This is a genomic window from Cellvibrio sp. UBA7661 (assembly GCA_002483365.1).
Lineage (GTDB): Bacteria > Pseudomonadota > Gammaproteobacteria > Pseudomonadales > Cellvibrionaceae > Cellvibrio.
This window is the reverse complement of record DLHT01000003.1, coordinates 145095-167353: the sequence shown is the minus strand read 5'-3', so window position 1 is coordinate 167353 and position 22259 is coordinate 145095. Positions and strand designations below refer to the sequence as shown.

Here is a 22259-nt window from a genome sequence, read left to right as displayed (position 1 = left end):
ACCCATTATGACCACCTCCTCTGCGACGCTATCCCCTGCGACAATCAATCCCCAGCGGTTATTTATGGCGTGTTGTATTGCGCTGATCGTAACCGCCATGACCTTCGCGATTCGCGCGGGTATTTTGAGCGAGCTCAGCGTTAAATTTAATTTCAACAACACCGAGCTGGGTTGGATCAATGGCATGGCATTTTTGGGTTTCCCAATTGCCATGATGTTCGGCGGTTTGATTTATAACTACGTTGGTGCGCGTACGCTGATGTATCTGGCATTTGCCTGCCATTTACTCGGGCTGATTATGACCATTACCGCCGGCGGTTTTTGGACGCTGTTGTTGTCGAGCTTCTTTATCGGCTTCGCCAACGGCTCGGTTGAAGCGGCGTGTAACCCGCTTATTGCCGATATTTATCACACTCGCAAAACCGCGATGCTCAATAAATTCCATGTGTGGTTCCCGGGCGGTATTGTGATCGGCTCACTGGTGTCGGCGCTGATGACCAAATTGGGCTTGGGCTGGCAGATGCAAATCGCGATCATGATCATCCCGACGCTGATCTACGGCTTCATGATTTTCGGTCAACCTTTCCCTAGCATGGCCAATTCCGAGACCTCAACCGCGACCAATATCAAAGCGCTCTTCTCGCCGCTGTTCTTGTTCATGATCGTGTGCATGACCATGACCGCCATCTCCGAGTTTGGCGCGCAGCAATGGGTGGGCCGTATTTTTGAATCCTCCGATGTGCATCCGATGATGATTCTGGCATTGACCGCAGGCTTGATGGCGTTAGGCCGTTTCTTTGCCGGCCCGCTCGTACATGCATTTAACCCAGCCGGTGTATTGGTGATGTCGGCGATCGTGACCACAATCGGTTTGTTGCTGTTGAGCCAGGCATCAGGCTTCATGATTTATGTATCCGCAGCCGTATTCGCGCTGGGCGTCACTTATTTCTGGCCAACCATGATCGGCTTTACCAGCGAGTACACCGCTAAAACCGGTGCCTTGGGTATGTCCCTGATGGGCGGTGCGGGCATGTTCTCGGTCAGTATGTGGAACCCGGTGATTGGCGGCTGGTTGGATGATGCGAAAGCAGAAGCGGTTGCCAGCGGTGTGACCGGTGATGCGGTTGAGTTAGTTGCAGGTCAAGCAACCCTGCAGAATCTGGCGATGATTCCAGGTGTATTGATCATCGCCTTCAGTGTGCTGTTTATACTGCGCAAACGTTTTGCCCACAGCGAATAAACACAGGCTTATCGGCTTCGGCTTATTCCAAAAAAAGCGCCCAAGGGCGCTTTTTTTGGCGTTGATAAAAGCGTCACATTATAAAAAGCTGTAATATCTTGTAATAAGTTGATGCATTTGACGACAAATATGGGATTTGCATCACATTTATTGCAGGGCGAATTGGGTTTTTTAAAAAACCAAGAGTATAAAGAACGGGCATGACCATGATATGAGTGAGTGGTTTAGTGAGCTCAAAGGGACTTGAGTTTCCACCTTCTTCCTTCTGTATACGTTCTTCCTCCAATTTTTCCTCGCTACTTTCGCAATTTCCCCCTTTGTACTCTCTTTCAGCGACATTCTGATAATGTTGTGTTCGCGCCCTGCAATAAAAAAGACGATGCACTTTCGCACATCGTCCAAGGGGGGGAATAACTCCTGAAGTCTTAAGAAATTACTGTGAGTTACAAGTGCTTTGCGCTATGCAGCTTTTATTATTTTCCCAACCCCAGCCTGAGCTGGCATTAATACAGATTGGGTAGCTGGTCCCGTACCAATTGCAGGTTCCACCAGAAGCCACGGATGAACTACTGGATGTGCCAGTTAAGCTGATCGTGAATTGGCGCGTACTTTTGGTGCCGCAACTGTTGGTGTAGGTCGCAGTCGCACTGCACGCACTGCTGATAGTAACGTTTTGCGCGCGGCTGGTACCGGAAGTGCCGCAACCCGACCAACTCCATGAGCCACCGCTGGTGGGATGAGGCCCAAACTCGACTCGTGCACCGGAGCTGACGGTCACTGCTGCTGTTTGCTGCCAGCTACCGCTATTGACGCGCAAGTAAGGTGTGACAGTGGTGGCGCTGCAGCTACTGCTGCCGCCGAAGATGGTCGCTACTTTTGATGTTGCTTTGATCCCGTTGGAACCATTAATTAGAGTATTTCCCCAACTGCTCAAGGTGCTGGCATTGAAGTTCTGGGCGATATCGAGTGAAGTCAAACCTGTGCCATTGCCTGACCAAGACCAGCCGAGATAGCCATAACCATACTGCTTGGCGTAACTCATGATCGATGCTTCGTCGACATTCTCACCAAAGTGATCTGCAGCAAACTCGCCCACCACCAACGCCAGTCCATTGTTTTTGAACGACGACATATAACTGTTGATACTGCTGGCGTTGTTGTATACCTGATACATGTGCACGCTAAAAATCACATTTTTCTGCGGGTCGCTGGCCAATACACTGGCGGCGTTATCGCGCATGATGTTTTGCCAATCCTGCCCCCAGTTAGCGGCGTCGACCATCAATGCGTGCTTGAAACCGGCAGCACGCAGACGGCTGATGGCATTTTTGTGGCCATCGGTCCATGCACTTGCAGATTGCCCATTCCCAAAAGGCTCATTGCCAATATTGATAATGACGTAATCCTCTTGCCCGATCAGCGAGTTTTTAATGCTGATCCAATAATCTACTGCCTCGCTCAGGGTTGCCGCCGTCTGCTCGCCGTAGCCTGTGGTGTCGTGCACTTCGAGAACGGTGATCAGTTTGTTGGCTTTGGCTTGGCTAATAATACTCGCGACTTGTGACTCTGATGTCTTACTCCACAGCTTTCCAGTAGCCAGTACCACACGGACTGTGTTGGCACCGGTTTTAGCGATGTCGCTGAGCGAACTACTGGTTTTATCGGCATACCAGGCATGGGCGACATTGACCCCGCGCATTACAAACGGCGAGCTGTTTTCGTAAACGGTACTACCGGAAACGTAAATACCAGCGCTGGCGTTAATGGCGGCAACTGCCAGCGTTATAGCGGAGACTTGTTTGATTAAGGTTGATGCTTTCATTGAAATATCCTCATTATGGTTATTGTCGATAGTGCGCCCCTGCACGGGGCAATTTGCGGTAGCCATGGTTCGTCGTAACTTCCTGTTGCGGCACTCTTCCTGACATCCTCTCCTTTTGTTTTAGGCGTTTACAATGCATTCACAAAATCGATATTTTGTAATCGGTTACAAAAATTTGACGAATAATTCGCCATTAATGGGGCTTAACCGGAATCAAAAACTCTGGGCTTATGGTGTTGGATTTTAAATAAGTGTTTGATTTAAGTAAAAAATTTATTTGTGCGATGATAAATGAGCATTGAATGACTAATAAGTTATTATTTTTATTTATGTAAACGGTTACAAGGCTAGTGCAAAAAAAGGGGCTTGGCAAGCCCCTGACAGAAAAGTTTTTAAAATGCGGAGTGGATGCAGTTTACCTGGCGCTGCCAAACAGATGGCGCGCGTGGTAATGCAGGTGATCTTCGATAAAACTCGCGATAAAAAAGTAGCTGTGGTCGTACCCTGCATGGTTGCGGTAAACCAGCGGATGCCCCGCTGCTTTGCACGCTGCTTGCAATTGCTCGGGCTTGAGTTGCTCGGTTTTGAAATTATCGGAATCACCTTGATCGACAAATAACTCCTGTTTTGATGCTCTTGCTGCGATCAGTTCGCAGGCATCGTATTGCGCCCAGGTATTGCGTTCAGCACCCAGATAACCGCTAAACGCTTTTTGCCCCCAAGGGCAATTACTTGGGTTGGTGATGGGGGCAAACGCAGACACAGATGTGTAGCGACCCGGTTGGCGCAGCGCCAATACCAGTGCGCCGTGGCCGCCCATGGAATGGCCACTGATGGCTTCGCGGCCGTTAAGTGGCAGGTTTTCCATGGCAAGCTCCGGTAACTCTTTGGTCACGTAATCGTACATTTGGTAGTGGTTTTTCCAGGGCTCCTGAGTCGCATTGACGTAGAAACCTGCACCAGAGCCAAAATCGTAGCTGTCGTGTTCGCCGGGTAAATCCAGCCCGCGCGGGCTGGTATCGGGGCAGATAATCGCGATGCCTAGCTCAGCGGCAATCCGCTGCGCGCCCGCTTTCTGTATAAAGTTTTCATCGGTACAGGTCAGGCCGGATAGCCACCAAAGTAGCGGGACTTTTTGTGCTTCTGCCTGTGGGGGCAGATAAACCGCAAAAATCATGTCGCAGTGCAAGGTGCTGGAGTGATGCTTGTAGCGTTTAAGCCAGCCACCAAAACTTTTGGTAGAACTCAATTCAGTTAATTGGCTCATGCTTTCTCCTGATTCAAATCGAAGCGCAAACTAAAGGCTCAGCGCTAATTAAAAATGCAGCACAGTGCGGATACTTTTGCCTTCATGCAGCAGATCAAACGCGTCGTTGATTTTGCTGAAGGGCATATCGTGGGTAATAAACTCGTCGATCTTGATTTCGCCGTTCATGTAGCGTTCCACATAGCCGGGCAATTGGCTGCGGCCTTTTACGCCACCAAACGCCGAACCCTTCCATACGCGGCCGGTCACCAGTTGGAACGGGCGGGTAGAAATTTCCTGACCTGCACCGGCAACGCCAATAATGATCGACTCCCCCCAGCCTTTGTGGCAACACTCCAGCGCCGAGCGCATCACGTTCACATTGCCGATACATTCAAACGAGTAATCCACGCCGCCGTCGGTCATATCCACAATCACTTGTTGGATGGGCGCGCCGTGGTTTTTGGGGTTGACGAAATCGGTCGCGCCAAATTGACGGGCGAGTTCAAATTTATCGGGGTTGATGTCGATGGCAATAATACGGCTGGCCTTCATCATCTGTGCTCCCTGGATGACCGCAAGCCCGATAGCACCTAAACCAAATACCGCGACGGTTGAACCCGGGGTGACTTTGGCGGTGTTGATCACAGCGCCAATGCCGGTGGTAACACCACAGCCGAGCAGGCAGATTTTATCCAGCGGAGCTTCTTTGGACACTTTGGCCAGCGAGACTTCCGGCAGTACGGTGTACTCCGAGAAAGTCGATGTGCCCATGTAATGGAACAGCGGTTTGCCTTCAAATGAGAAGCGGGTGGTGCCGTCGGGCATCAGGCCTTTACCCTGGGTCGCGCGCACCGAGCCGCACAGGTTGGTTTTGCCCGAGAGGCAAAATTTGCACTTGCCGCATTCGGCGGTGTAAAGCGGGATTACATGGTCGCCCACTTGCAAGCTGGTCACGCCCTCGCCCACGGCCTCTACAATCCCCGCACCTTCATGCCCCAGTACTGCCGGAAATACTCCTTCCGGGTCTGCGCCGGAAAGGGTGTAGGCATCGGTATGGCAGACGCTGGTTGCCACTATGCGCACCAGCACTTCACCGGCTTTCGGGCCTTGTACATCTATCTCTACTAACTCCAATGGTTTGCCTGCTGCGAGGGCAATGGCGGCGCGTGATTTCATGATGGCTCCTGAGGATAGAAAAATAGGTGGCAGAGTGTAGACTAGTGACTCAATGGCAATAAGCCAGCTAAAAATCACTTAATTATTGCTATGGAGCAACAATGCAGCATTGGGAGCGGGTGGAGGCGTTTATCGCCGTGGTGCGGTTTGGCAGTTTTGCAGCGGCAGCGCGCGAGCTGCAGGTATCCAATTCCCATGTGAGCCGTTTGGTCAGCCAATTGGAGCTGCAACTGGGCACGCAATTGCTTTATCGCACCACGCGCCAAATCCGGCTGACTGATGCTGGTCAGTTGTATTACGAAAGCTGTCGCCATTTGTTCGACGGCTTGCGCGAGGCGGAATCGCTCCTGCAACACCATCAAGGCCAACCGACCGGGCTGCTTAAAATCACTGCTGCGACCACTTTTGGTGACCGCTATATCGCCCCGCTGGTGAATGATTTCCAGCTTCTTTACCCGCAGCTCAAGGTGAATATGTATTTCAGTAACCGACAGGTAGAGCTGATCGAAGAAGGCTTTGATCTGGCGATCCGCATGGGGGTGATGCGGGAATCGACCCTTATCGCCAAGCGCTTGTGCGACCGGCAGGAGTACATCGTCGGTTCGCCTGCTTATCTCGCGCGCATTTCTGCGCCGCAAACCCTGACCGATCTGGAGCGCCACAATTGTTTGGTAGGGACGCGTGGCTATTGGCTGTTACAGGAGAATGGGCAGCGCAAAGATCTGGTGGTGCGCGGCAACTGGCAGGCCAACTCCGGTCCGGCGCTGCTGGATGCGGCTCTCAAAGGGCTGGGGTTGGCGCAACTGCCGGATTATTACGTGGATAAATTTCTGGCCGATGGTCGTTTGGTATCGGTGCTGGATGGCTATCGCTTCAATGATGCCGGTGTATGGGTGGTTTATCCGCAACAGCGCCATCTGGCACCCAAGGTGCGCTTGTTTATCGATTTCCTTGCGATGCGTTTTGCCGCAGGTGTGCCACCTTTGTCTGCTTAACTGGATTTTTTCGCCGCGCCGCGCAACATGCCGTCGATCAGCTCGCGCGCGTCAAACTTGGTGAGCGCCTCATCGGCACCGACTTGGCGCGCCTGACTGACACTGATACTGCTGGACAGTGAGGTGTGCAGGATAATGTAGGCGCCCGCCAACTGTTTATCGTCGCGCACGGCAAATGCCAGCTCGTAGCCATCCAGCCCGGGCATCTCGATGTCACTGACCAGCAAATCAATCGGTTGCCCTTCTTTGGCGGCTGCGCGCATGATCTCCAGCGCTTTTTGGCCGTCGTCCGTCACCTGATATTTCACGTTGATCGCATCGAGCGAGTCGCTCAGTTGTTTGCGCGCGGTGCGGGAGTCGTCGACCAATAAAATACGCATGGGGCGCAGTTGCTCGCGCTCGACATCGGTGATGGTAGCGGTTGCTTTGGATGGGTCGAGTGGGAACAGGCGCGCCATAATCACCTCCACATCCAGCAACTGCACTAGCTGCTCATCCACCCGGGTGACGCCGGTGATGTAGATACTGTTGCCCAAAAACTTATCCGGTGCGCTTATATCCCGCCAATTGGCATCGACGATGCGCTCGATCTGGCGCACCAGAAAACCGACTTTTTGTCGCTGTACATCGGTAATGATAATGAAGCTGTTGGCCTGCATGTCTTTGGGGGTGGCGCCTTTGCCAATGGCGGCCGCCAGATCGACGATGGGCATGGTCTGCCCGCGGATATTCAAAGCACCCAAAATACCGGGTTGCTGGTTAACCATGGGCGTAACAGGCTGGAAGGGAACCAGCTCCTGGATCTTGAGCGTACCCAGCCCGAACAGTTGCTGGTTGTGCAGGCGAAATAACAACAGCCCTTGGGAGTGATCAGCTTTAGAGGATGACAAAATACGGTGCTCCTCACAGGTTAGGCAGATGAAAATTGCGACGCTATATAATGAATACTATAGCGCTAAATAACGTTTAATTCGCCGCCAGTTTGGTATCTTCGGCGGCGCTGTCAAGGTGCAGTGTAATGCGCTCGGCGATAGATTTTGCGTCCAACCCTTGGCTGGCCAATTGTTGCTTCTGGCTGGCATGTTCCACGAATTCATCGCTAAAACCCAGTTGCAGTACTGGCACATTAAGTGCGCGGCTATTGAGGTACTCGCACACACCACTGCCTGCACCACCAGCAATCGCGTTTTCTTCCAGAGTGACGAGCAACTCATGGGTTGCTGTCATTTGTTCGATCAGCCCGGTATCCAATGGTTTAACAAAACGCATATCGCACAGGCTGTATCCGTATTGCTCGGCAACTTGCTGCGCTGTGGCAAGCAGGGTTCCAAAACAGAGAAGGGCGACTTGTTTGCCCTCGTGTTTGATCACCCCTTTGCCTATGGGGAGCAGTTGCATATCCGGTTGGATTGCAGCGCCAACACCGGTGCCGCGCGGATAGCGTACAGCCGCTGGCCCAGGATGTTGGTAGGCAGTGTGGAGCAATTGGCGGCATTCGTCTTCGTCGCTGGGGGCGGCAATGACCATATTGGGAATACAGCGCAGAAAGCTGATATCAAAGCTTCCCGCATGAGTCGGGCCGTCTTCACCGACCAAGCCTGCACGGTCAATAGCAAAGGTGACATCGAGCTTTTGCAGGGCAACATCGTGCACTAATTGGTCGTAGGCGCGCTGCAAAAAGGTGGAATAAATCGCGACAACCGGTTTCTGGCCTTCGCAAGCCATACCTGCGGCGAGGGTGACAGCGTGTTGTTCGGCGATGGCGACATCATAAAAACGCTCGGGATAAGTGCGTGCAAATTCCACCATGCCCGAGCCTTCGCACATGGCAGGGGTAATGCCCACCAGCTTGCCATCCTGTGCGGCCATATCGCATAGCCACTGGCCGAATACTTCCTGGTATTTCAGTTTTTTCGGTGTATTGACAGCACCAATCGCGGCTTTTTTGGGTTCGATCTTATTGAGTGCGTGATAGCCAACAGGATCTAATTCTGCGGGCTCAAAGCCTTTGCCTTTTTGGGTGATGATGTGCAGCAGCTTGGGGCCTTTTATCTCTCGCAGGTTGCGCAGGCAGCGCACCAGATCGGTCAAATCATGGCCATTGATCGGCCCTACATAGTTGAACCCCATCTCTTCGAACAGGGTACCGGGCGACATAAAGCCCTTGAAATGCTCTTCGGTGCGGCGTGCAAATTCCCATGCGGGCGGGATTTTACCCAGCACTTGCTTACTGCCTTCGCGCAGCGAGTTATAAAACTTGCTCGCCCAGATTTTGGATAGATAAGTAGACAGGCCGCCAACATTGGGCGAAATGGACATATTGTTGTCATTAAGCACAACGACCATATCGGTTTCGGTGTGGGCGGCATGGTTTAATGCTTCAAACGCCATGCCGGCGGTCATGGCACCATCGCCGATGATCGCTGCAACTTTTCGCTCAATTCCCGCCATTTTGGCGCCGATTGCCATGCCTTGGGCGGCGCTGATCGAGGTGCTGGAATGGCCGACACCAAAGGTATCGTAGGGGCTTTCTTCGCGCTTGGGAAAGCCCGACAAACCATTGCCCTGGCGGATACTGAGCATCCGCTCGCGGCGCGAGGTGAGGATTTTGTGCGGATAGGTCTGGTGGCCAACATCCCACACCAAGCGGTCTTCCGGTGTCTGGTAAACGTAATGCAGCGCGATGGTCAGTTCAACAACGCCTAAGCCTGCACCAAAATGCCCGCCGGTTTGCCCCACGGAATACAGCAAAAATGCGCGCAGCTCGTCAGCCAGTTGCGGCAATTGCTTCTCGCTCAGGGCGCGCAGATCGGCAGGTGAATCAATACTGTCGAGCAACGGCGTCGGCGGGCGGTTGGTGGGGATTTCGTTATACATTCACGGTCATCATTTATAGTGGTGCGGCGCGCCGCTTGTGGATGGCTATTGTAGGCGGCTTGCCCGAGGCTTGGCTAGTTCGACCTGTGGACGATATAGCTGGCCAGTTGGCGCAAATACACAGCGCTTTCGCCGAAGCTTGCAAGTGCATCCTGTGCCTGACGATGCAGTTCCTCTGCTTTGGCGCGCGCCGTTTCCAAGCCCAACAGGGATACATAAGTTGGTTTGTTGCGTGCGATATCAGCGCCCTGCTGCTTGCCCAGCGTAGCGGTATCGGCGGTGACATCAAGAATGTCGTCCTGAACCTGAAAGGCGAGGCCGATAGCCGCGGCGTAGCTGTCCAGAGCTGCTATCTGTGCGTCATTAGCCCCGGCGCTGATAGCGCCCATTGCCACACTGGCGCGGATGAGTGCACCGGTTTTATGCCTGTGCATGGTTTCCATTTGTGCAAGATCGAGCTGATGATCTACTGACGCCAGGTCGATTGCCTGACCAAGTACCATTCCTTCTGCCCCTGAGCCTGCTGCCAATGAACGGATCAGCCGGATTTGTGTGGGGGCGGGCAGATCAGTTTTGGTTAGCAGCTCAAATGCCAGGGTTTGCAAGCCATCGCCCGCCAGTATGGCGTTGGCTTCGCTGAAGGCGATATGGCAGGTGGGTTTGCCGCGACGCAAGTCATCGTCATCCATTGCTGGCAGGTCATCATGTACCAAGCTGTAAGAATGCAGGCACTCCAGTGCGCAGCTGACAGGATCTATCACATCCAGGTTGATGTCGGGGTCGATGGCCAATGCACTGGCATAGGCCAGGATGGGGCGAACACGCTTGCCGCCGTTGAACAGGCTGTAGCGCATAGCGGCGCGCAACTGTGTCGGGTCTTCGCCGATGGGGAAGTGACGGTCAAGCGCATCATCTACGCGGGCGCGGCAATGTGATGCAAAGTGGGAAAATTCAGCGGACATCAGGCATCGCCTTCATCGGAATCAAAAGGCTCAAGCCGGATATTATCTTGCTGCTCAACCAGTTTGGTTACTTGCTGCTCGGCAGCGGCCAATCGGGCTTGGCATTCGCGCGTCAGTGATATACCGGCTTCAAATGCCTGCAGTGATTCCTCCAGCGTCATATCACCCTGCTCCATGCGAGCTACCAGATTTTCAAGTGTGCTGAGCGATTGCTCAAAATCGATACTTTTCTTCTTGGGCGGCATGGGATCTGTCTCGCAATCGGTGAGTGGCGGCGGATTATAAACCTGCGCGTACAAATCTGCAGGCGTTTTGGCTGGCGTGCGTGTGAGATATTTCCTACAAAATTTACAGAAATTGGCCACTATTGCCTGACGCATGTTTCATCAATAATGGCTTCAGAGGAATTTGCCACAGGACGTGGCTCCAGCAAGGACTACAACGGAATCAAGCACATCCATCGCCAAGGTGTGGCCATCATCCTGTAAAAACCCTGATTGCCCCCTCCTGCAATCAGGGTTTTTTGTTTATATCACCCTCGGTTTGATCCTCATCTTATGTGGCATCTGTCGCATATTTCATTCATCCTGCAACTTCTGCGTTGTTTCTATATCCAAAATGCGCCGAAACTCGCCACAGCCCACGCTAAGACGGCTGTTTTCGACGATTTCGCTTTTGTAATATGGATGGAGTAGAATCCCGTGGCTTTGATAATCATAACGCACTAAGCTTTTGATGCGACTGACAATTGCCACCGCTACGCCTGTTCCCGTCGTATTTCCTGTGTGAAGGAATCAATCAACCCCATGCAAGACAAATTAGTAGCCCACAGAGCCGCCGTCGAGCAGCGCACCGCCCAGTTGGAGCAGCAGCTGCGCAGACTATTGGCATTGCTGGAGCGGATACCATTGCAACGTTGGCAGTGGTTGGTGATATTGCTGCTGGTTGTGTGGTTGAGCCACAGTCTGGCGCGCTTGTTTTGGCTGGTAGTGCCCAATCCTGAAATTCCGCCAGCCTCTATCATGTTGGTGGCATCTGATAGCCCATCGGGTGCAGCCGCAGCTGATACAGTCAACATCGCCCAAATTAAAATGCTTACCCCTTTCGGGGATAGTGCCCAGGAGGCAGCTCCGGTTGCTATCCAACCCGCTGATCAGGGTATCGAAAACGATGCTGCTGATACCCAATTGAATCTTGTGTTGCGCGGTGTATTGGGAAGCGCAGATGACAAAGCCGGGCGTGCCATTATTGCCTCAGGTGATCGTGCGGATGTCTACGCGGTGGGTGACACCCTGCCAGCGGGTACCAATGTCACTCTGGCAAAGGTGTTGGATGTGCGTGTCATTATCAACAATAACGGCACATTTGAATCTTTATGGCTGTTTAAAGAAGATCCCAATGCACCCAAATTGACGACATCTTTTGCTCCTCCTCCCCAGCCAGATAGCCTGAATTCCAATCCGCGCGGTTATGCCGACCCTCCCTTCCAACAACAGCCGCCTTTATATGTCGATAAAAGCCCGATAGTGGATTCGCCGCGCTTTGCTGCCGACCCCGCTGCTGCAAGCAAGACGTTGGCAGATGTAGTGGCGATGAGTATCTATCGTGAAAATGGTCAGGTGGTCGGTTACAAAATTCGCCCGGGGCGCAATGCGGAGATGTTCAACTCGCTGGGTCTGCAGACCGATGACATAGTCACGGCGGTCAATGGTGTGCCGCTTAGCAGCCCCGGCAAGATTATGGAAATATACAAAAGTATGGGTAGTGCCACATCGGCGAACCTGGAGATCAGGCGCGGTGGCAGTACAGTTAACCTAGACGTAATGCTCAAGTGAGGTTTTCGTGATCCGGTTTTATGGTCGTAACAATAACAACATCATCGGCGGCCTGTTGCTGGCGACACTCATGGGGATGAGTTGTTCGGGCTTTGCCCAAGTGCAGGAGCAACCCGCTGATGCGCAAGGTGAGACCCGTTGGGCGGTTAATTTCAACGACACTGACATTCAGGATGTCATCAAGTCGATTGCTGGGTTGACGGGTAAAACGTTCATTATCGACCCTAAGGTTCGCGGACCTATCAAGGTCATCAACAGCAAGCCACTGAATGCGAAGGAGCTATACGAGTTATTTTTAGCTTCGCTCGATGTGCACGGTTTTACCGCTGTTGAAAGTGGCAACATCGTGCGTATTGTGATGAACCGCGATGCGCGCAACTTGCCAATTCCCACCGAGAATAATGTCACCAATAAAGATGACCTCTATATTACCCAGGTCATTCCGCTGAAAAATACCAGCGCGGCCAAAATCCTTGCGGCATTGCGCCCATTAGTCCCGCAATACGGCCATCTGACAACCTATGAGCCCAGCAATGCGCTGATCATCACCGACACCCGCGCCAACGTCGCGCGTATGAATGAATTGGTGGTGCAACTGGACAAGATTGGTATCACCCATACCGATGTCATTCCACTGCGCTATGCAAATGCAACCGACGTAGTGGCGATGCTGACCCAACTGGAAAAACCGGACCCCAACCGCGGCCTGACCACTTCACCGCCTGTGATTGTTGCCGATAAGCGCACCAACGCGGTGGTCATCAGTGCAGATGATCTGAGCCGCCAACGTCTCAAATTATTGGTCGATGACCTTGATCGTCCGCAATCCAAAAACAGCAATGTACGGGTTGAGTATCTTCAATATGCCAAGGCGGAAGATGTCGCCAAGGTGCTCTCCGGAATGATACAAAGCCTCGGCCAGGGCAAGGCGGCGGAAGGTGCTGCGCCGAACAGTAATCCACCCGCCGTGCAGGCCGATGAAGCCACCAACTCGGTATTGATCACTGCGGATGTAGACACCATGGATACCATGCTGTCGATTATCGAAAGTCTGGATATCCGCCGCGCGCAAGTTTTGGTTGAGGCGATTATTGTTGAGCTCTCCAGCGATAATGGTAAGGAATTGGGTATCGAATGGATGTATCGCAGTGATGATTACGGCTTTGGTGGTTCAACCAATAGCGGTGCCTTGGGCAAAGTCGGCGCTGCGGCCTTGGATATTGAAGCCAATGGCACGGGCGAGGGTAGCGAATCTCTTGTGCAACTGGCCGCCGGTGTTGCCGGTATTCCCGGCCAGGTATTTGGCGTTGGGCGGATAGGTGGGAAAACCGACTTTTTATCGGTATTGAAAATGCTCCAGACCGATAGCTCCAGCAACATTCTCTCCACGCCCAACCTGCTGACCACGGATAACACCGAAGCATCTATTTTGGTGGGTGAACAAGTCCCTTTCCGCACCGGTTCTTACTCTGGCCTGGGTAATACCGGCGGCACTACCGGTAACACCGGTTTTACCAGCCCATTCAACACTATTAATCGCGAAGATGTGGGTATCAAGTTACAAGTGACGCCACACATTAACGAGGGTGACAGTGTGGTGCTTGATATAGAGCAGGAAATTTCCAGCGTTGTACGCACCACCGAAGATGGCCCCGTCACCAGCAAGCGCGAAGTGAAAACCCAAATTTTGTCGGCCGATGGCCAGACGGTTGTGCTTGGCGGCCTGATTAAAGACGATGTGCTGGTATCCAATAACCGCGTGCCGGTATTGGGCAGTATTCCGGTATTGGGACATTTGTTCCGCAGCCAGAAGTCCACCAAAGTAAAGACCAATCTGTTGATCTTCATCCGTCCAACGATTATTCGTGACGATCGCGTACTGACCGGGGCGACTGCAGAAAAATACCGCGCTATTCGCCAAGAGCAGATGGGCTTTACCCGCAAAAGAGGGTTGCTGACACGCGAGCGCGATGTGCCAGTAATCCCTGAATGGGATGAACAAATCCAGAAATACCTTGATGCTACCAAGGCGGCCAATGAGGCAAATGCCACTGCGCCTGTGGATACCAGGGAGTAAGCCGTGAGCGAGCCAGTTGTCGATTCGCTCTCTTTTGATGGAGACCCACTCACCGATGCTGCCGAGCCTTCGGTGTTTGAGCGCCTGCCATTCAGTTTTGCCTCTGCCCACGGGGTGATGCTGGAAGAGTTGGCCCCGGGGCTTATGCCGCGTGTGCTGCACAAACCCGGCCTCACGCTGGATGTGCTGCTGGAATTGCAGCGAATTCTTGGGCCTGATTTACAGCTGGAGGAGCTGCCTGCCGAGGATTTCCAAAAGCGTCTGACCCGCGAATACCAAAGTGGTGATGGTGCTGCCCAGCGCGCCGCCGAAGACTTGGGCAACGAGTTTGACTTGTCCTCCATGGCCGACGATCTGGCCGATCGCAGCGATTTGTTGGCTGGCGATGATGACGCCCCGATTATCCGCCTGATTAATGCAATCCTTTCCCAAGCGGTGCGCGAAGGTGCATCGGACATCCACCTTGAGCCATTTGAAGATCGCGTATCAGTGCGTTTCCGCATTGACGGGGTGCTGACCGAAGTGCTTTCGCCCAAGGCAGAATTGGCTCCGGTATTGGTATCGCGTTTGAAGGTAATGGCGCGTTTGGATATTGCTGAAAAACGCCTGCCGCAGGATGGCCGTATTACCGTGCGTCTTGCTGGCCACGCGGTGGATATCCGTGTATCGACTATCCCCTCTGCATTTGGCGAGCGCATCGTACTGCGTATTCTCGACCAGGCTGCTGGCCAGTTGCGGCTGGAGCAGTTGCAAATGCCGCAACTGGTGTACGAGCGCCTGACCAAAAATCTGACTAAACCACATGGCATTATTCTGGTAACCGGCCCGACCGGTTCGGGTAAAACCACCACGCTTTACGCCGGATTGAGCCATATCAATACCCGCAGCCGCAACATTCTTACGATTGAAGACCCGGTCGAATATTTGCTGCCGGGAATTGGCCAGACGCAAGTGAACAGCAAGGTTGATATGACCTTTGCACGCGGCTTGAGGGCGATTCTCCGTCAGGACCCGGATGTGGTGATGGTGGGTGAGATCCGCGACGGCGAAACCGCCGAGATTGCGATCCAGGCATCGCTCACCGGTCACTTGGTGTTATCGACCCTGCACACCAATACCGCAATTGGCGCGGTGCTGCGTTTGAAAGATATGGGTGTGGAGCCCTTCCTGTTGGCATCGAGCCTTGAAGTGGTGATGGCGCAGCGCTTGGTGCGCGTGCTGTGCAGCCACTGTAAAGAGCAGTACATGCCGGTCGATTCCGAGCGGGATATGCTCAAGTTGCCTGCTGATACGCCGATCTGGCGTCCGGCTCCGAGCGGTTGTAAACACTGTAACCAGCAAGGGTATCGCGGCCGTAAGGGTATCTATGAACTGATTGAAATTACCGAGCGCTTGCGTCACCTGATCCATGAACAAGCAGGTGAGCAGGAACTGTTGGCCGAAGCGCGCAAGGCCAGTCCGTCGATGAGCGATGACGGCCGCCAATGTGTACTCAACGGCATCACCAGCATTGAAGAAGTGCTGCGTGTCACCACTCAACTTTAACCTCGTTAACAGGCCGGCATCATGGGTGCGTACAGTTACAAAGCGCTGAACGAGGATGGCAAAGCCGTCAAAGGCATTCTTGAAGGGGATTCCGAGCGGCATATCCGCACGCAATTGCGCGCAAAAAAGCTGAAACCGCTTGAAGTAGTCAGTGCTGCAGGCGATGCGTCTGCTTCAACAGCCAGTGAAAATACGTCTTTTGCTGCCAGTTTCCGTCGTCGCGCCAGCAAGCTAAGTACCCGCGATTTAAGTTTGATTACCCGCCAATTGGCTTCATTGGTGAAGTCCGGCTTGCCGCTGGATGAAGCCCTTCACGCCACCGCCAAACAATCGCAAAAAGCCAATGTAAAACGGGTTGTCTTGCAGGTGCGCACCAAGGTTTTGGAAGGTTTTAGTCTGGCACAGGCACTGGGCGATAATCCGGCTGCATTTAATGACATGTATCGCGCTCTGGTGCGTGCCGGTGAAGGTTCGGGTTATTTAAGCCCGGTACTTGAGCGTTTGGCGGATTACACCCAGACCAGTCAGCAGCTGCAACAGCGCATCAAAATGGCCATGATTTACCCCATGGTTATGCTGGTGGTGAGCTTGGCGGTAATTGTCGCCTTGATGGTACTGGTGGTGCCCAAACTGGTGAAAATCTTTGAGCAAGGCAAGCGCGAATTGCCTGCACTTACCGAAGGTATGATCGCCACCAGTAGTTTCTTGATGAATTACGGCTTGTACCTGTTGGTAGCATTGGTGGGTTTGTACTTCTTTGTGAAGAAACTCATGCGTGATCCCAAACGTTTGCGTGCCTGGCATGTGGTGCAACTCAAGCTGCCAGTGATCGGCGAGCTGGTCAAACAAATCAACTCGGCGCGCTTTGCCGCAACGCTCAGTTTGTTGTCTGCCAGTGGTGTACCGCTGTTGCAGGCGCTCAATATTTCCGGTCAGGTGATGACTAACAAAATCCTGCAAGAGGCTTGCGATACGGTTGCCGCCTCGGTGCGTGAAGGTATGAGTTTGAGTCGCGCCATGGAAAACACCGGCCACTTCCCGCCATTGCTGGTGCAGTTGGTGGCAAGTGGTGAAACCAACGGCACCCTGCCGCAGCAGTTGGATAACGCCTCCAAAGACCAGGAGCGCGAATTGGAAATGATGTTAGGTGTGGCGATGGGGTTATTGGAACCGGCAACCATTATTTTTATGGGGGGCGCGGTGTGCGTGATTGTATTGGCAATCCTGACCCCGATTTTTGAAATGACCAAGCTTGGTTAATTTACCGACTTGCACGATTGATCGATTTTGATTTGGAGGAAATAGAAAAAATGAAAACAAGAAGCATGCAAACAACATCAGCATTGGGCCGTCAGAGTGGTTTTACCCTGGTGGAGATCATGGTGGTAGTGATCATTATCGGGCTGTTGGCCGGTATTGTGGTACCCAATGTGATGGATAACCTCGATAAAGCCAATGTGCAAAAAGCGCGTGCAGATTTTAGCTCGCTGCAAACTGCACTTAAGCTCTATCGTATCGATAACTTCAATTACCCGACCACTGAACAGGGTCTCGAAGCTCTGGTCACCAAAACTTCTATCGCACCCGTGCCGCGCAATTTTAAAGCCAGCGGTTACATCGATAACCTCAACAAAGACCCATGGGGTAACGATTACCAGTACATGAGCCCAGCCGATGATGGCAAAGAGTACGATATTTACAGCCTGGGTGCAGACGGTGTGAGCGGTGGTGAAGGCCAGAATGCTGACATCAGTGTTTGGGATGAGCAGTAATCTGAAGGCATAAATAGTGAAACCCACCGAGCGCGGATTTACCCTGATTGAAATCATTATTGTGGTTTTTATCATCGGTATGGCGGTGGGGGTGATTTCAGTGTCAGTGGGCGGTGATGATGCCGCCGACCTCGCGCGCAAGGAAGCCGGGACATTTATGCTGCAAGGTTCCTATATTGCCGAGCAGTCGGTGCTTAAAGGCGAAACCCATGGGCTGTTTGTGGAATTGCGCCCGCCACAGGACATCGACAGCAAGGAACAGTGGTGCTACCGATGGCGCAGGGTGCGCGACCGCCAGTGGCAGGATGTACCTGAGCTGGAACAACATTGTTTACCCGAGCAGTTGGCGATTGAGTTTGTGATCGATGAAGAGCTGTGGGAATACGATCCGGAATTGGAGTATCAGGAACCGGTGATGGGTTTCTTTCCCAGCGGCGATGGTTCCGGCGCAGTAGACATCAGCATTTTTGCCAATGAACTGCAGGCAGGTAATGATGTGGAAACTGAACAGTTCAAGCTGGATATGATGGGTGAGCTGCATTGGGTAAGCGAAGAAAAGCGCTTTGAAGAGGAGCAAAAAGGGCGATGACAATCCGCTCGTTTTGGTCTGTATACGGAAAAAAACAGCGTGGTTTTACCTTGCTGGAAGCCATGATTGCATTGGCGATAATCGCCATGGCCTTGCCTGCGCTGATTAATTTGGTGATGACACAGCTGGATGGCTCCGCGGCTATCCGCGATAAAACCTACGCCTACTGGGTGGCAGAAAACCAGCTGACACGCGTGCGTTTGCTCCAACAACAAAAAATGAAAAAGACCCTGCCGAGTTACCAACTGCCGGAAAAAGATTCCGGTCTTGTAGATATGGCAGGCATGCGTTGGCAGTGGCAATTGAAAACCATCGCCATGGAGAGCCTTCCGGTTCCCGGGTTCAAACGGGTTGAAATTTCGGTGCGACTGATGGGGGCGGCCGATGGAGCTGTTTTGGGTGGCGGTACGGTAGATGAAGATCTACCGGTACTGGCGATGCTGACGGGTTATATCAGCGACCCGGAACAGGTAACCACCCAATGAATAGCAATCGCCCACAACAGGGTTTTACCTTACTGGAAGTGCTGATTGCGCTGGTCATTTCTGCGCTGATTGCGGTGATGGCATTCCAATCGCTCAATGCGGCCAATAACGGCGCTGAGCGTACCAATCAGGTTCTCGATGAGATCAACCGGATTGACCGGGCGTGGCAGATTATCGCGGCCGATTTACGCCACAGCATACCTTTGCCCGCGACGGCAGACAGGAACTGGGTATTCAGGGCTGAGAGCTTGCGCACCTCGGGCGAGAATTCGGATCAGGAAGTGTTGCTGTTCAAGCGGCGCGGCTGGGTTAATTTTTCTAACCTGCCGAGAAGTGATTTGCAGATCGTCAGTTATCGCGTACTGGATGGCGAGTTATGGCGCGATTTTTTGCCTGAGCACAACCGTGATCTGGGTGATGTCGATCTGGAAGAAGATGGTTTTCATCAGCTATTGCTGAAAAATGTAAAAGACGTGCAGTTGCGGATGTTGCATCAAGGCGCGATTACCTCAAAAGGTAAATCTGCACTGGAGGATCGCGAATATTCCAATGATTGGCTGCAGTCATGGCCGGACAACAATCAACAAGGTGCCAATGGCTTGCCACTGGCAATAGAGATCAGTATCGAACTTGAAGGAGTTGGCACCAGTGTGCGCCTCTTCGCATTGCCTGAACAACCGCAATAGTCTGGTAGTGCCTATGGCGCATACGCAGCGGGGTACAGTATTGGTACTGGTGGTGCTGATTGTGGCGCTTATTGCCGGATTAAGTGTGAAATATGCCGCGCAATACCAGCTGGGTATGGCGCGTGCGGAGACCCGTTGGCATGGTGCCCAGGCGCGAGCCTTCCTGGAAGGTACAGAGGAAGTGGCCAAGTTGATGTTTCCTGATGGGGATATCGATTCCAATGTGGACGTATTGAGCGAGCCCTGGAGCAGCGAGGTGCCAATTGAGGATGAAGGTGTCTCCGGCTTTGCGCGTCTGACAGATGCGACGACGCAACTGAATTTAAATGATCTGGCAAACCCTATTGATTTACAAAAACCGGAGGGCGATCCAACCCGCTACTCTGAGGCGCAGCGACGGTTTATCCGGTTGTTACAAACCTTTCCGGATATGCCGCTCGACCAGGGCCAGGCAGAGTTCCTGACGGCCGCTGTGGTGGATTGGCTTGATGGTGATGATGGGGAATCGGGTGCCGGTGGTGCGGAAAGTAATTATTACCAAAGCTTGCCGGACCCCTATTTGCCTGCCAATACCAATTTCAAATCAGTCGATGAACTGCGCATGGTGCGCGGATTTAATGAAGCCCCGTTGCTGGTAGCACGGCTGTTGCCGTTTATTACGGCGTTACCTGTCAATGATGCCGGTTTGAACATCAATACACTGGATGCGCTCGGGCCAGACGGCAAAGGATTTAATAATGTGTTGGCGGCGATAAACGGCAAGGATGAACTGGTACCCACAAATCCTGCCGATATGACCCAATTTATCACCACCCGGCCACAGGAAGGATTCAAAGACGCACAGGCAGTTATGGATGCCTGGAATACCATGTTTGCCGGCAAGACTCTGGATACCGCCGGGTTGAATATTGCGACCAGATTCTTCTGGCTCAACTCCACTGTCCAGTTGGTTGACCAGCGCCGCAGTATGCGCAGCTTGATGCGGCGGGGTAATGAGCCCGGCACATTGATTGTTATCCAGCGAGATGATGTATTTGAACTGCCCACTGTCGTTCACAACGAAGATGAAGAAGACGATGGCGAGTTGGTGGAATAGCAGGCGCTGGAAAAGTGGCGACCTGGTTGAAGATATAAAAACACGATAAACACAAGAGTTAGAGCAAATTATGTCCATGCAATTGGTGCTCTCTGTAGATACCTCCAATGACGGCAAAAGCCTGGCGGACAATTTCCGCTGGTGCTGGCTGGGCGCTGATGGTGTGCCTGCTGCAGGTGCCAGCGGCGACCGCGAGGCCTTGCGTACTGCGCTAGGTGAAAGACCGGGCAACCCGCAATCGGCCTGGTTGATACTACCCGGCAGCCGGGTCAATACGCGCGAGCTGGAATACACTGAAAAAGAGAAAAAACACCTGCGCAATCTTCTGCCATTCCAATTGGAAGATTCCGTGGTGGGCGATGTAGAAGAGCTGCACTTTGCCTTAGACACACCGGCTAATGGCAAGGTCGTTGTCGCTTTTGCCGATAAAGTCTGGATGCAAGCGGCCTTTGCCGAGTTGGCTGCGTTGGGGATCGAAGTCACCCGCTGCTGGACTGCCCCTTTGACCTTGCCGCTCGCGGCGGAGGCGAGTGCCGGAGCCAATAACTCCGACGTGAATAATCATTGGACACTGGGTCTGTACCAGCACCAGGTATGTCTGCGTTATGCGCGAACTCTGGGGTTCAGTATTGCCCAGTCCCATGCGCGTCTGGCGCTGCAAATGTTATTGCGCGAACAGGAGCGGGTCGACAGCCTGCCCAGCCTGCATTTACGTGCGGCTAATGAATCGGATTTGGCGCTTCTGGAAGAAGCCATTCCGGCAGAGTTACAGCCGTCCATTGCCTCACGGACGCTTGCGGATGAATGGGCGCTGGATTTCAGCAGCAGCTCGATTGATCTTTGCCAGGGCGACTTTTCCCAGCGTCTGCCAATTGAGCGCTGGTGGAAGCTATGGCAATCGGTGGCGATATTTGCCGGTGTCTGTGTGGCGGTATATCTGGGAACCCTGTTGTTTGAAATCCATACGCTCGGGCGCGAGAACCTGAAAATCCGCCAGCAAATTGAAGCGGTTGCGCGCTCGGTGATCCCGCAGGGACGTATTGTCGATCCTGAGAAACAACTCAATAACCTGCTGAGGCAGAGCCAACCGGTAGATCAGTCGGTCAGTGTAATGTCGCTGTTGGCGGTAGCCCTGCCGCAGATTGCGCAGGAGCCTAGCGTACAGGTGAAAGGTATTTCCTTTGCCAGTGAATCCGGCGAGCTGAACTTCAGCATCCAGGCAGGCAGTTTCAGTGCGTTTGAATCGCTTAGCCAAAACCTGCGCAATCAGGGGCTTAACGCAGAGACTTCCAGCTTTAATGCGCAGGGTAATGTGCAAACTGCACGCCTGCGTGTGACTAAAAATCCTTAATCACTATCCGTATTGGTACCTATGAACCAGTTACTCAGTTTCCTTAACAAATATAACCGCCGCGAGCAGACCATGATTCTGGGCTGCGGTCTGGCTGTCTTTGTCTACATGGTGTGGTTGTTGGTGTTTGTGCCCATCGAGAAAAAACGCGACCAACTGTTGTCAGCCAATACTGCAACAACCCAAACCCTTGGGCGGGTGCAAATTGTCGCAGCGCAAATCGAGCAAATGCGCAGCCGCGGTGCTGCGGCCAGCACGGAAAATATCAACGGTCTAATTGATACCACGTTGCGCACCAATGGCCTCGCCATGAGTGGTTTCCAGCCCGGTGCCAATGGCGAAGTGCGGGTGCGTCTGGATCGTGCAAATTACGAATCGCTGATGCAGTGGCTCTACGATCTGGAGTTTAAACAGGGGGTCAAAGTGAGCGACTTATCCATTGCGGCGACCAATGATCCGGGGCAAGTCACCGTTAACTTGCGCCTGCAAAAAACCAACTAAC

The 22259-nt window shown here is 52.9% G+C and carries 20 protein-coding genes; 13 read left to right on the top strand and 7 right to left on the bottom strand.

Annotated features, from left to right (window positions below; translation table 11 throughout):
• The first annotated feature begins 7 nt into the window (after nucleotides 1–7).
• Nucleotides 8–1240 carry an MFS transporter gene (locus B2739_RS01045; RefSeq protein WP_331344024.1) on the top strand — a complete coding sequence of 411 codons (1233 nt, stop codon included), beginning with the start codon at nucleotides 8–10 and terminating at the stop codon, nucleotides 1238–1240.
• A 433-nt stretch (nucleotides 1241–1673) separates the two neighbouring features.
• Here the strand turns inward: B2739_RS01045 and B2739_RS01040 are convergent, their stop codons facing one another.
• From B2739_RS01040 to B2739_RS01030, 3 genes are all read right to left on the bottom strand, one after another.
• Nucleotides 1674–3062 (bottom strand): cellulase family glycosylhydrolase, encoded by a 1389-nt coding sequence (locus B2739_RS01040; protein WP_331344023.1) that lies wholly within the window; start codon nucleotides 3060–3062, stop codon nucleotides 1674–1676.
• A 415-nt stretch (nucleotides 3063–3477) separates the two neighbouring features.
• Nucleotides 3478–4329, bottom strand: a complete 852-nt coding sequence (gene fghA / locus B2739_RS01035; RefSeq protein WP_331344022.1) for an S-formylglutathione hydrolase — start codon at nucleotides 4327–4329, stop codon at nucleotides 3478–3480.
• A gap of 48 nt (nucleotides 4330–4377) precedes the next feature.
• A complete protein-coding gene (locus B2739_RS01030; RefSeq protein WP_331344243.1) occupies nucleotides 4378–5490 on the bottom strand; it encodes an S-(hydroxymethyl)glutathione dehydrogenase/class III alcohol dehydrogenase in 1113 nt (370 codons plus the stop codon).
• A gap of 98 nt (nucleotides 5491–5588) precedes the next feature.
• Between B2739_RS01030 and B2739_RS01025 the strand changes: the two genes are divergently transcribed.
• Nucleotides 5589–6482, top strand: a complete 894-nt coding sequence (locus tag B2739_RS01025; RefSeq protein ID WP_331344021.1) for a LysR family transcriptional regulator — start codon at nucleotides 5589–5591, stop codon at nucleotides 6480–6482.
• Here the strand turns inward: B2739_RS01025 and B2739_RS01020 are convergent.
• From B2739_RS01020 to B2739_RS17865, 4 genes are all read right to left on the bottom strand, one after another.
• Entirely contained in the window at nucleotides 6479–7372 is an 894-nt protein-coding gene (locus tag B2739_RS01020) for a chemotaxis protein (protein ID WP_331344020.1), read from the bottom strand. The genes B2739_RS01025 and B2739_RS01020 overlap by 4 nt on opposite strands.
• A gap of 76 nt (nucleotides 7373–7448) precedes the next feature.
• The gene (gene dxs / locus B2739_RS01015) at nucleotides 7449–9359 is read right to left on the bottom strand and encodes a 1-deoxy-D-xylulose-5-phosphate synthase (RefSeq protein ID WP_331344019.1); all 1911 of its coding nucleotides are present in this window, start codon (nucleotides 9357–9359) and stop codon (nucleotides 7449–7451) included.
• Nucleotides 9360–9433: 74 nt separating this feature from the next.
• The gene (locus tag B2739_RS01010; RefSeq protein WP_331344018.1) at nucleotides 9434–10321 is read right to left on the bottom strand and encodes a farnesyl diphosphate synthase; all 888 of its coding nucleotides are present in this window, start codon (nucleotides 10319–10321) and stop codon (nucleotides 9434–9436) included.
• Nucleotides 10321–10701, bottom strand: coding sequence for an exodeoxyribonuclease VII small subunit (locus B2739_RS17865; RefSeq protein WP_414633198.1), 381 nt, complete (start codon nucleotides 10699–10701; stop codon nucleotides 10321–10323). Before B2739_RS17865 ends, B2739_RS01010 begins: the two co-directional genes overlap by 1 nt.
• Before the next feature lie 426 nt (nucleotides 10702–11127).
• Here B2739_RS17865 and gspC point away from each other — a divergent pair, with 426 nt between their 5' ends.
• The 11 genes from gspC to B2739_RS00950 all read left to right on the top strand — a co-directional run bounded on the left by gspC (nucleotide 11128) and on the right by B2739_RS00950 (nucleotide 22258).
• On the top strand, nucleotides 11128–12156 hold the full coding sequence (gene gspC, locus B2739_RS01000; protein WP_331344017.1) for a type II secretion system protein GspC: 1029 nt from the start codon (nucleotides 11128–11130) through the stop codon (nucleotides 12154–12156).
• A gap of 7 nt (nucleotides 12157–12163) precedes the next feature.
• The gene (gene gspD / locus B2739_RS00995) at nucleotides 12164–14233 is read left to right on the top strand and encodes a type II secretion system secretin GspD (protein WP_331344016.1); all 2070 of its coding nucleotides are present in this window, start codon (nucleotides 12164–12166) and stop codon (nucleotides 14231–14233) included.
• A 3-nt stretch (nucleotides 14234–14236) separates the two neighbouring features.
• Nucleotides 14237–15778 carry a type II secretion system ATPase GspE gene (gene gspE, locus B2739_RS00990; protein ID WP_414633197.1) on the top strand — a complete coding sequence of 514 codons (1542 nt, stop codon included), beginning with the start codon at nucleotides 14237–14239 and terminating at the stop codon, nucleotides 15776–15778.
• Between the two features lie 21 nt (nucleotides 15779–15799).
• Nucleotides 15800–17038, top strand: coding sequence for a type II secretion system inner membrane protein GspF (gene gspF, locus B2739_RS00985; RefSeq protein WP_331344015.1), 1239 nt, complete (start codon nucleotides 15800–15802; stop codon nucleotides 17036–17038).
• 50 nt (nucleotides 17039–17088) lie between these two features.
• The gene (gene gspG / locus B2739_RS00980; RefSeq protein WP_331344014.1) at nucleotides 17089–17550 is read left to right on the top strand and encodes a type II secretion system major pseudopilin GspG; all 462 of its coding nucleotides are present in this window, start codon (nucleotides 17089–17091) and stop codon (nucleotides 17548–17550) included.
• A 16-nt stretch (nucleotides 17551–17566) separates the two neighbouring features.
• Nucleotides 17567–18139: a prepilin-type N-terminal cleavage/methylation domain-containing protein gene (locus tag B2739_RS00975; RefSeq protein WP_331344013.1), complete on the top strand. Its 573-nt coding sequence runs from the start codon at nucleotides 17567–17569 to the stop codon at nucleotides 18137–18139.
• Nucleotides 18136–18624: a type II secretion system minor pseudopilin GspI gene (gene gspI / locus B2739_RS00970; RefSeq protein ID WP_331344012.1), complete on the top strand. Its 489-nt coding sequence runs from the start codon at nucleotides 18136–18138 to the stop codon at nucleotides 18622–18624. The genes B2739_RS00975 and gspI overlap by 4 nt, the downstream gene beginning before the upstream one ends.
• On the top strand, nucleotides 18621–19310 hold the full coding sequence (gene gspJ / locus B2739_RS00965; RefSeq protein ID WP_331344011.1) for a type II secretion system minor pseudopilin GspJ: 690 nt from the start codon (nucleotides 18621–18623) through the stop codon (nucleotides 19308–19310). Before gspI ends, gspJ begins: the two co-directional genes overlap by 4 nt.
• A complete protein-coding gene (gene gspK / locus B2739_RS00960) occupies nucleotides 19273–20406 on the top strand; it encodes a type II secretion system minor pseudopilin GspK (RefSeq protein ID WP_331344010.1) in 1134 nt (377 codons plus the stop codon). The genes gspJ and gspK overlap by 38 nt, the downstream gene beginning before the upstream one ends.
• Nucleotides 20407–20476: 70 nt before the next feature.
• Entirely contained in the window at nucleotides 20477–21757 is a 1281-nt protein-coding gene (gspL, locus tag B2739_RS00955) for a type II secretion system protein GspL (protein ID WP_331344009.1), read from the top strand.
• Between the two features lie 21 nt (nucleotides 21758–21778).
• Nucleotides 21779–22258 (top strand): type II secretion system protein M, encoded by a 480-nt coding sequence (locus B2739_RS00950; protein ID WP_331344008.1) that lies wholly within the window; start codon nucleotides 21779–21781, stop codon nucleotides 22256–22258.
• Nucleotide 22259 lies beyond the last annotated feature (1 nt).

Coding starts and splice junctions, on each gene's coding strand:
- B2739_RS01045 (WP_331344024.1), top strand. CDS start 8: ATGACCACCTCCTCTGCGACGCTATCCCCTGCGACAATCAATCCCCAG.
- B2739_RS01040 (WP_331344023.1), bottom strand. CDS start 3,062: ATGAAAGCATCAACCTTAATCAAACAAGTCTCCGCTATAACGCTGGCA.
- fghA (WP_331344022.1), bottom strand. CDS start 4,329: ATGAGCCAATTAACTGAATTGAGTTCTACCAAAAGTTTTGGTGGCTGG.
- B2739_RS01025 (WP_331344021.1), top strand. CDS start 5,589: ATGCAGCATTGGGAGCGGGTGGAGGCGTTTATCGCCGTGGTGCGGTTT.
- dxs (WP_331344019.1), bottom strand. CDS start 9,359: ATGTATAACGAAATCCCCACCAACCGCCCGCCGACGCCGTTGCTCGAC.
- B2739_RS01010 (WP_331344018.1), bottom strand. CDS start 10,321: ATGTCCGCTGAATTTTCCCACTTTGCATCACATTGCCGCGCCCGCGTA.
- B2739_RS17865 (WP_414633198.1), bottom strand. CDS start 10,701: ATGCGTCAGGCAATAGTGGCCAATTTCTGTAAATTTTGTAGGAAATAT.
- gspC (WP_331344017.1), top strand. CDS start 11,128: ATGCAAGACAAATTAGTAGCCCACAGAGCCGCCGTCGAGCAGCGCACC.
- gspF (WP_331344015.1), top strand. CDS start 15,800: ATGGGTGCGTACAGTTACAAAGCGCTGAACGAGGATGGCAAAGCCGTC.
- gspG (WP_331344014.1), top strand. CDS start 17,089: ATGAAAACAAGAAGCATGCAAACAACATCAGCATTGGGCCGTCAGAGT.
- gspI (WP_331344012.1), top strand. CDS start 18,136: ATGACAATCCGCTCGTTTTGGTCTGTATACGGAAAAAAACAGCGTGGT.
- gspJ (WP_331344011.1), top strand. CDS start 18,621: ATGAATAGCAATCGCCCACAACAGGGTTTTACCTTACTGGAAGTGCTG.
- gspL (WP_331344009.1), top strand. CDS start 20,477: ATGTCCATGCAATTGGTGCTCTCTGTAGATACCTCCAATGACGGCAAA.
- B2739_RS00950 (WP_331344008.1), top strand. CDS start 21,779: ATGAACCAGTTACTCAGTTTCCTTAACAAATATAACCGCCGCGAGCAG.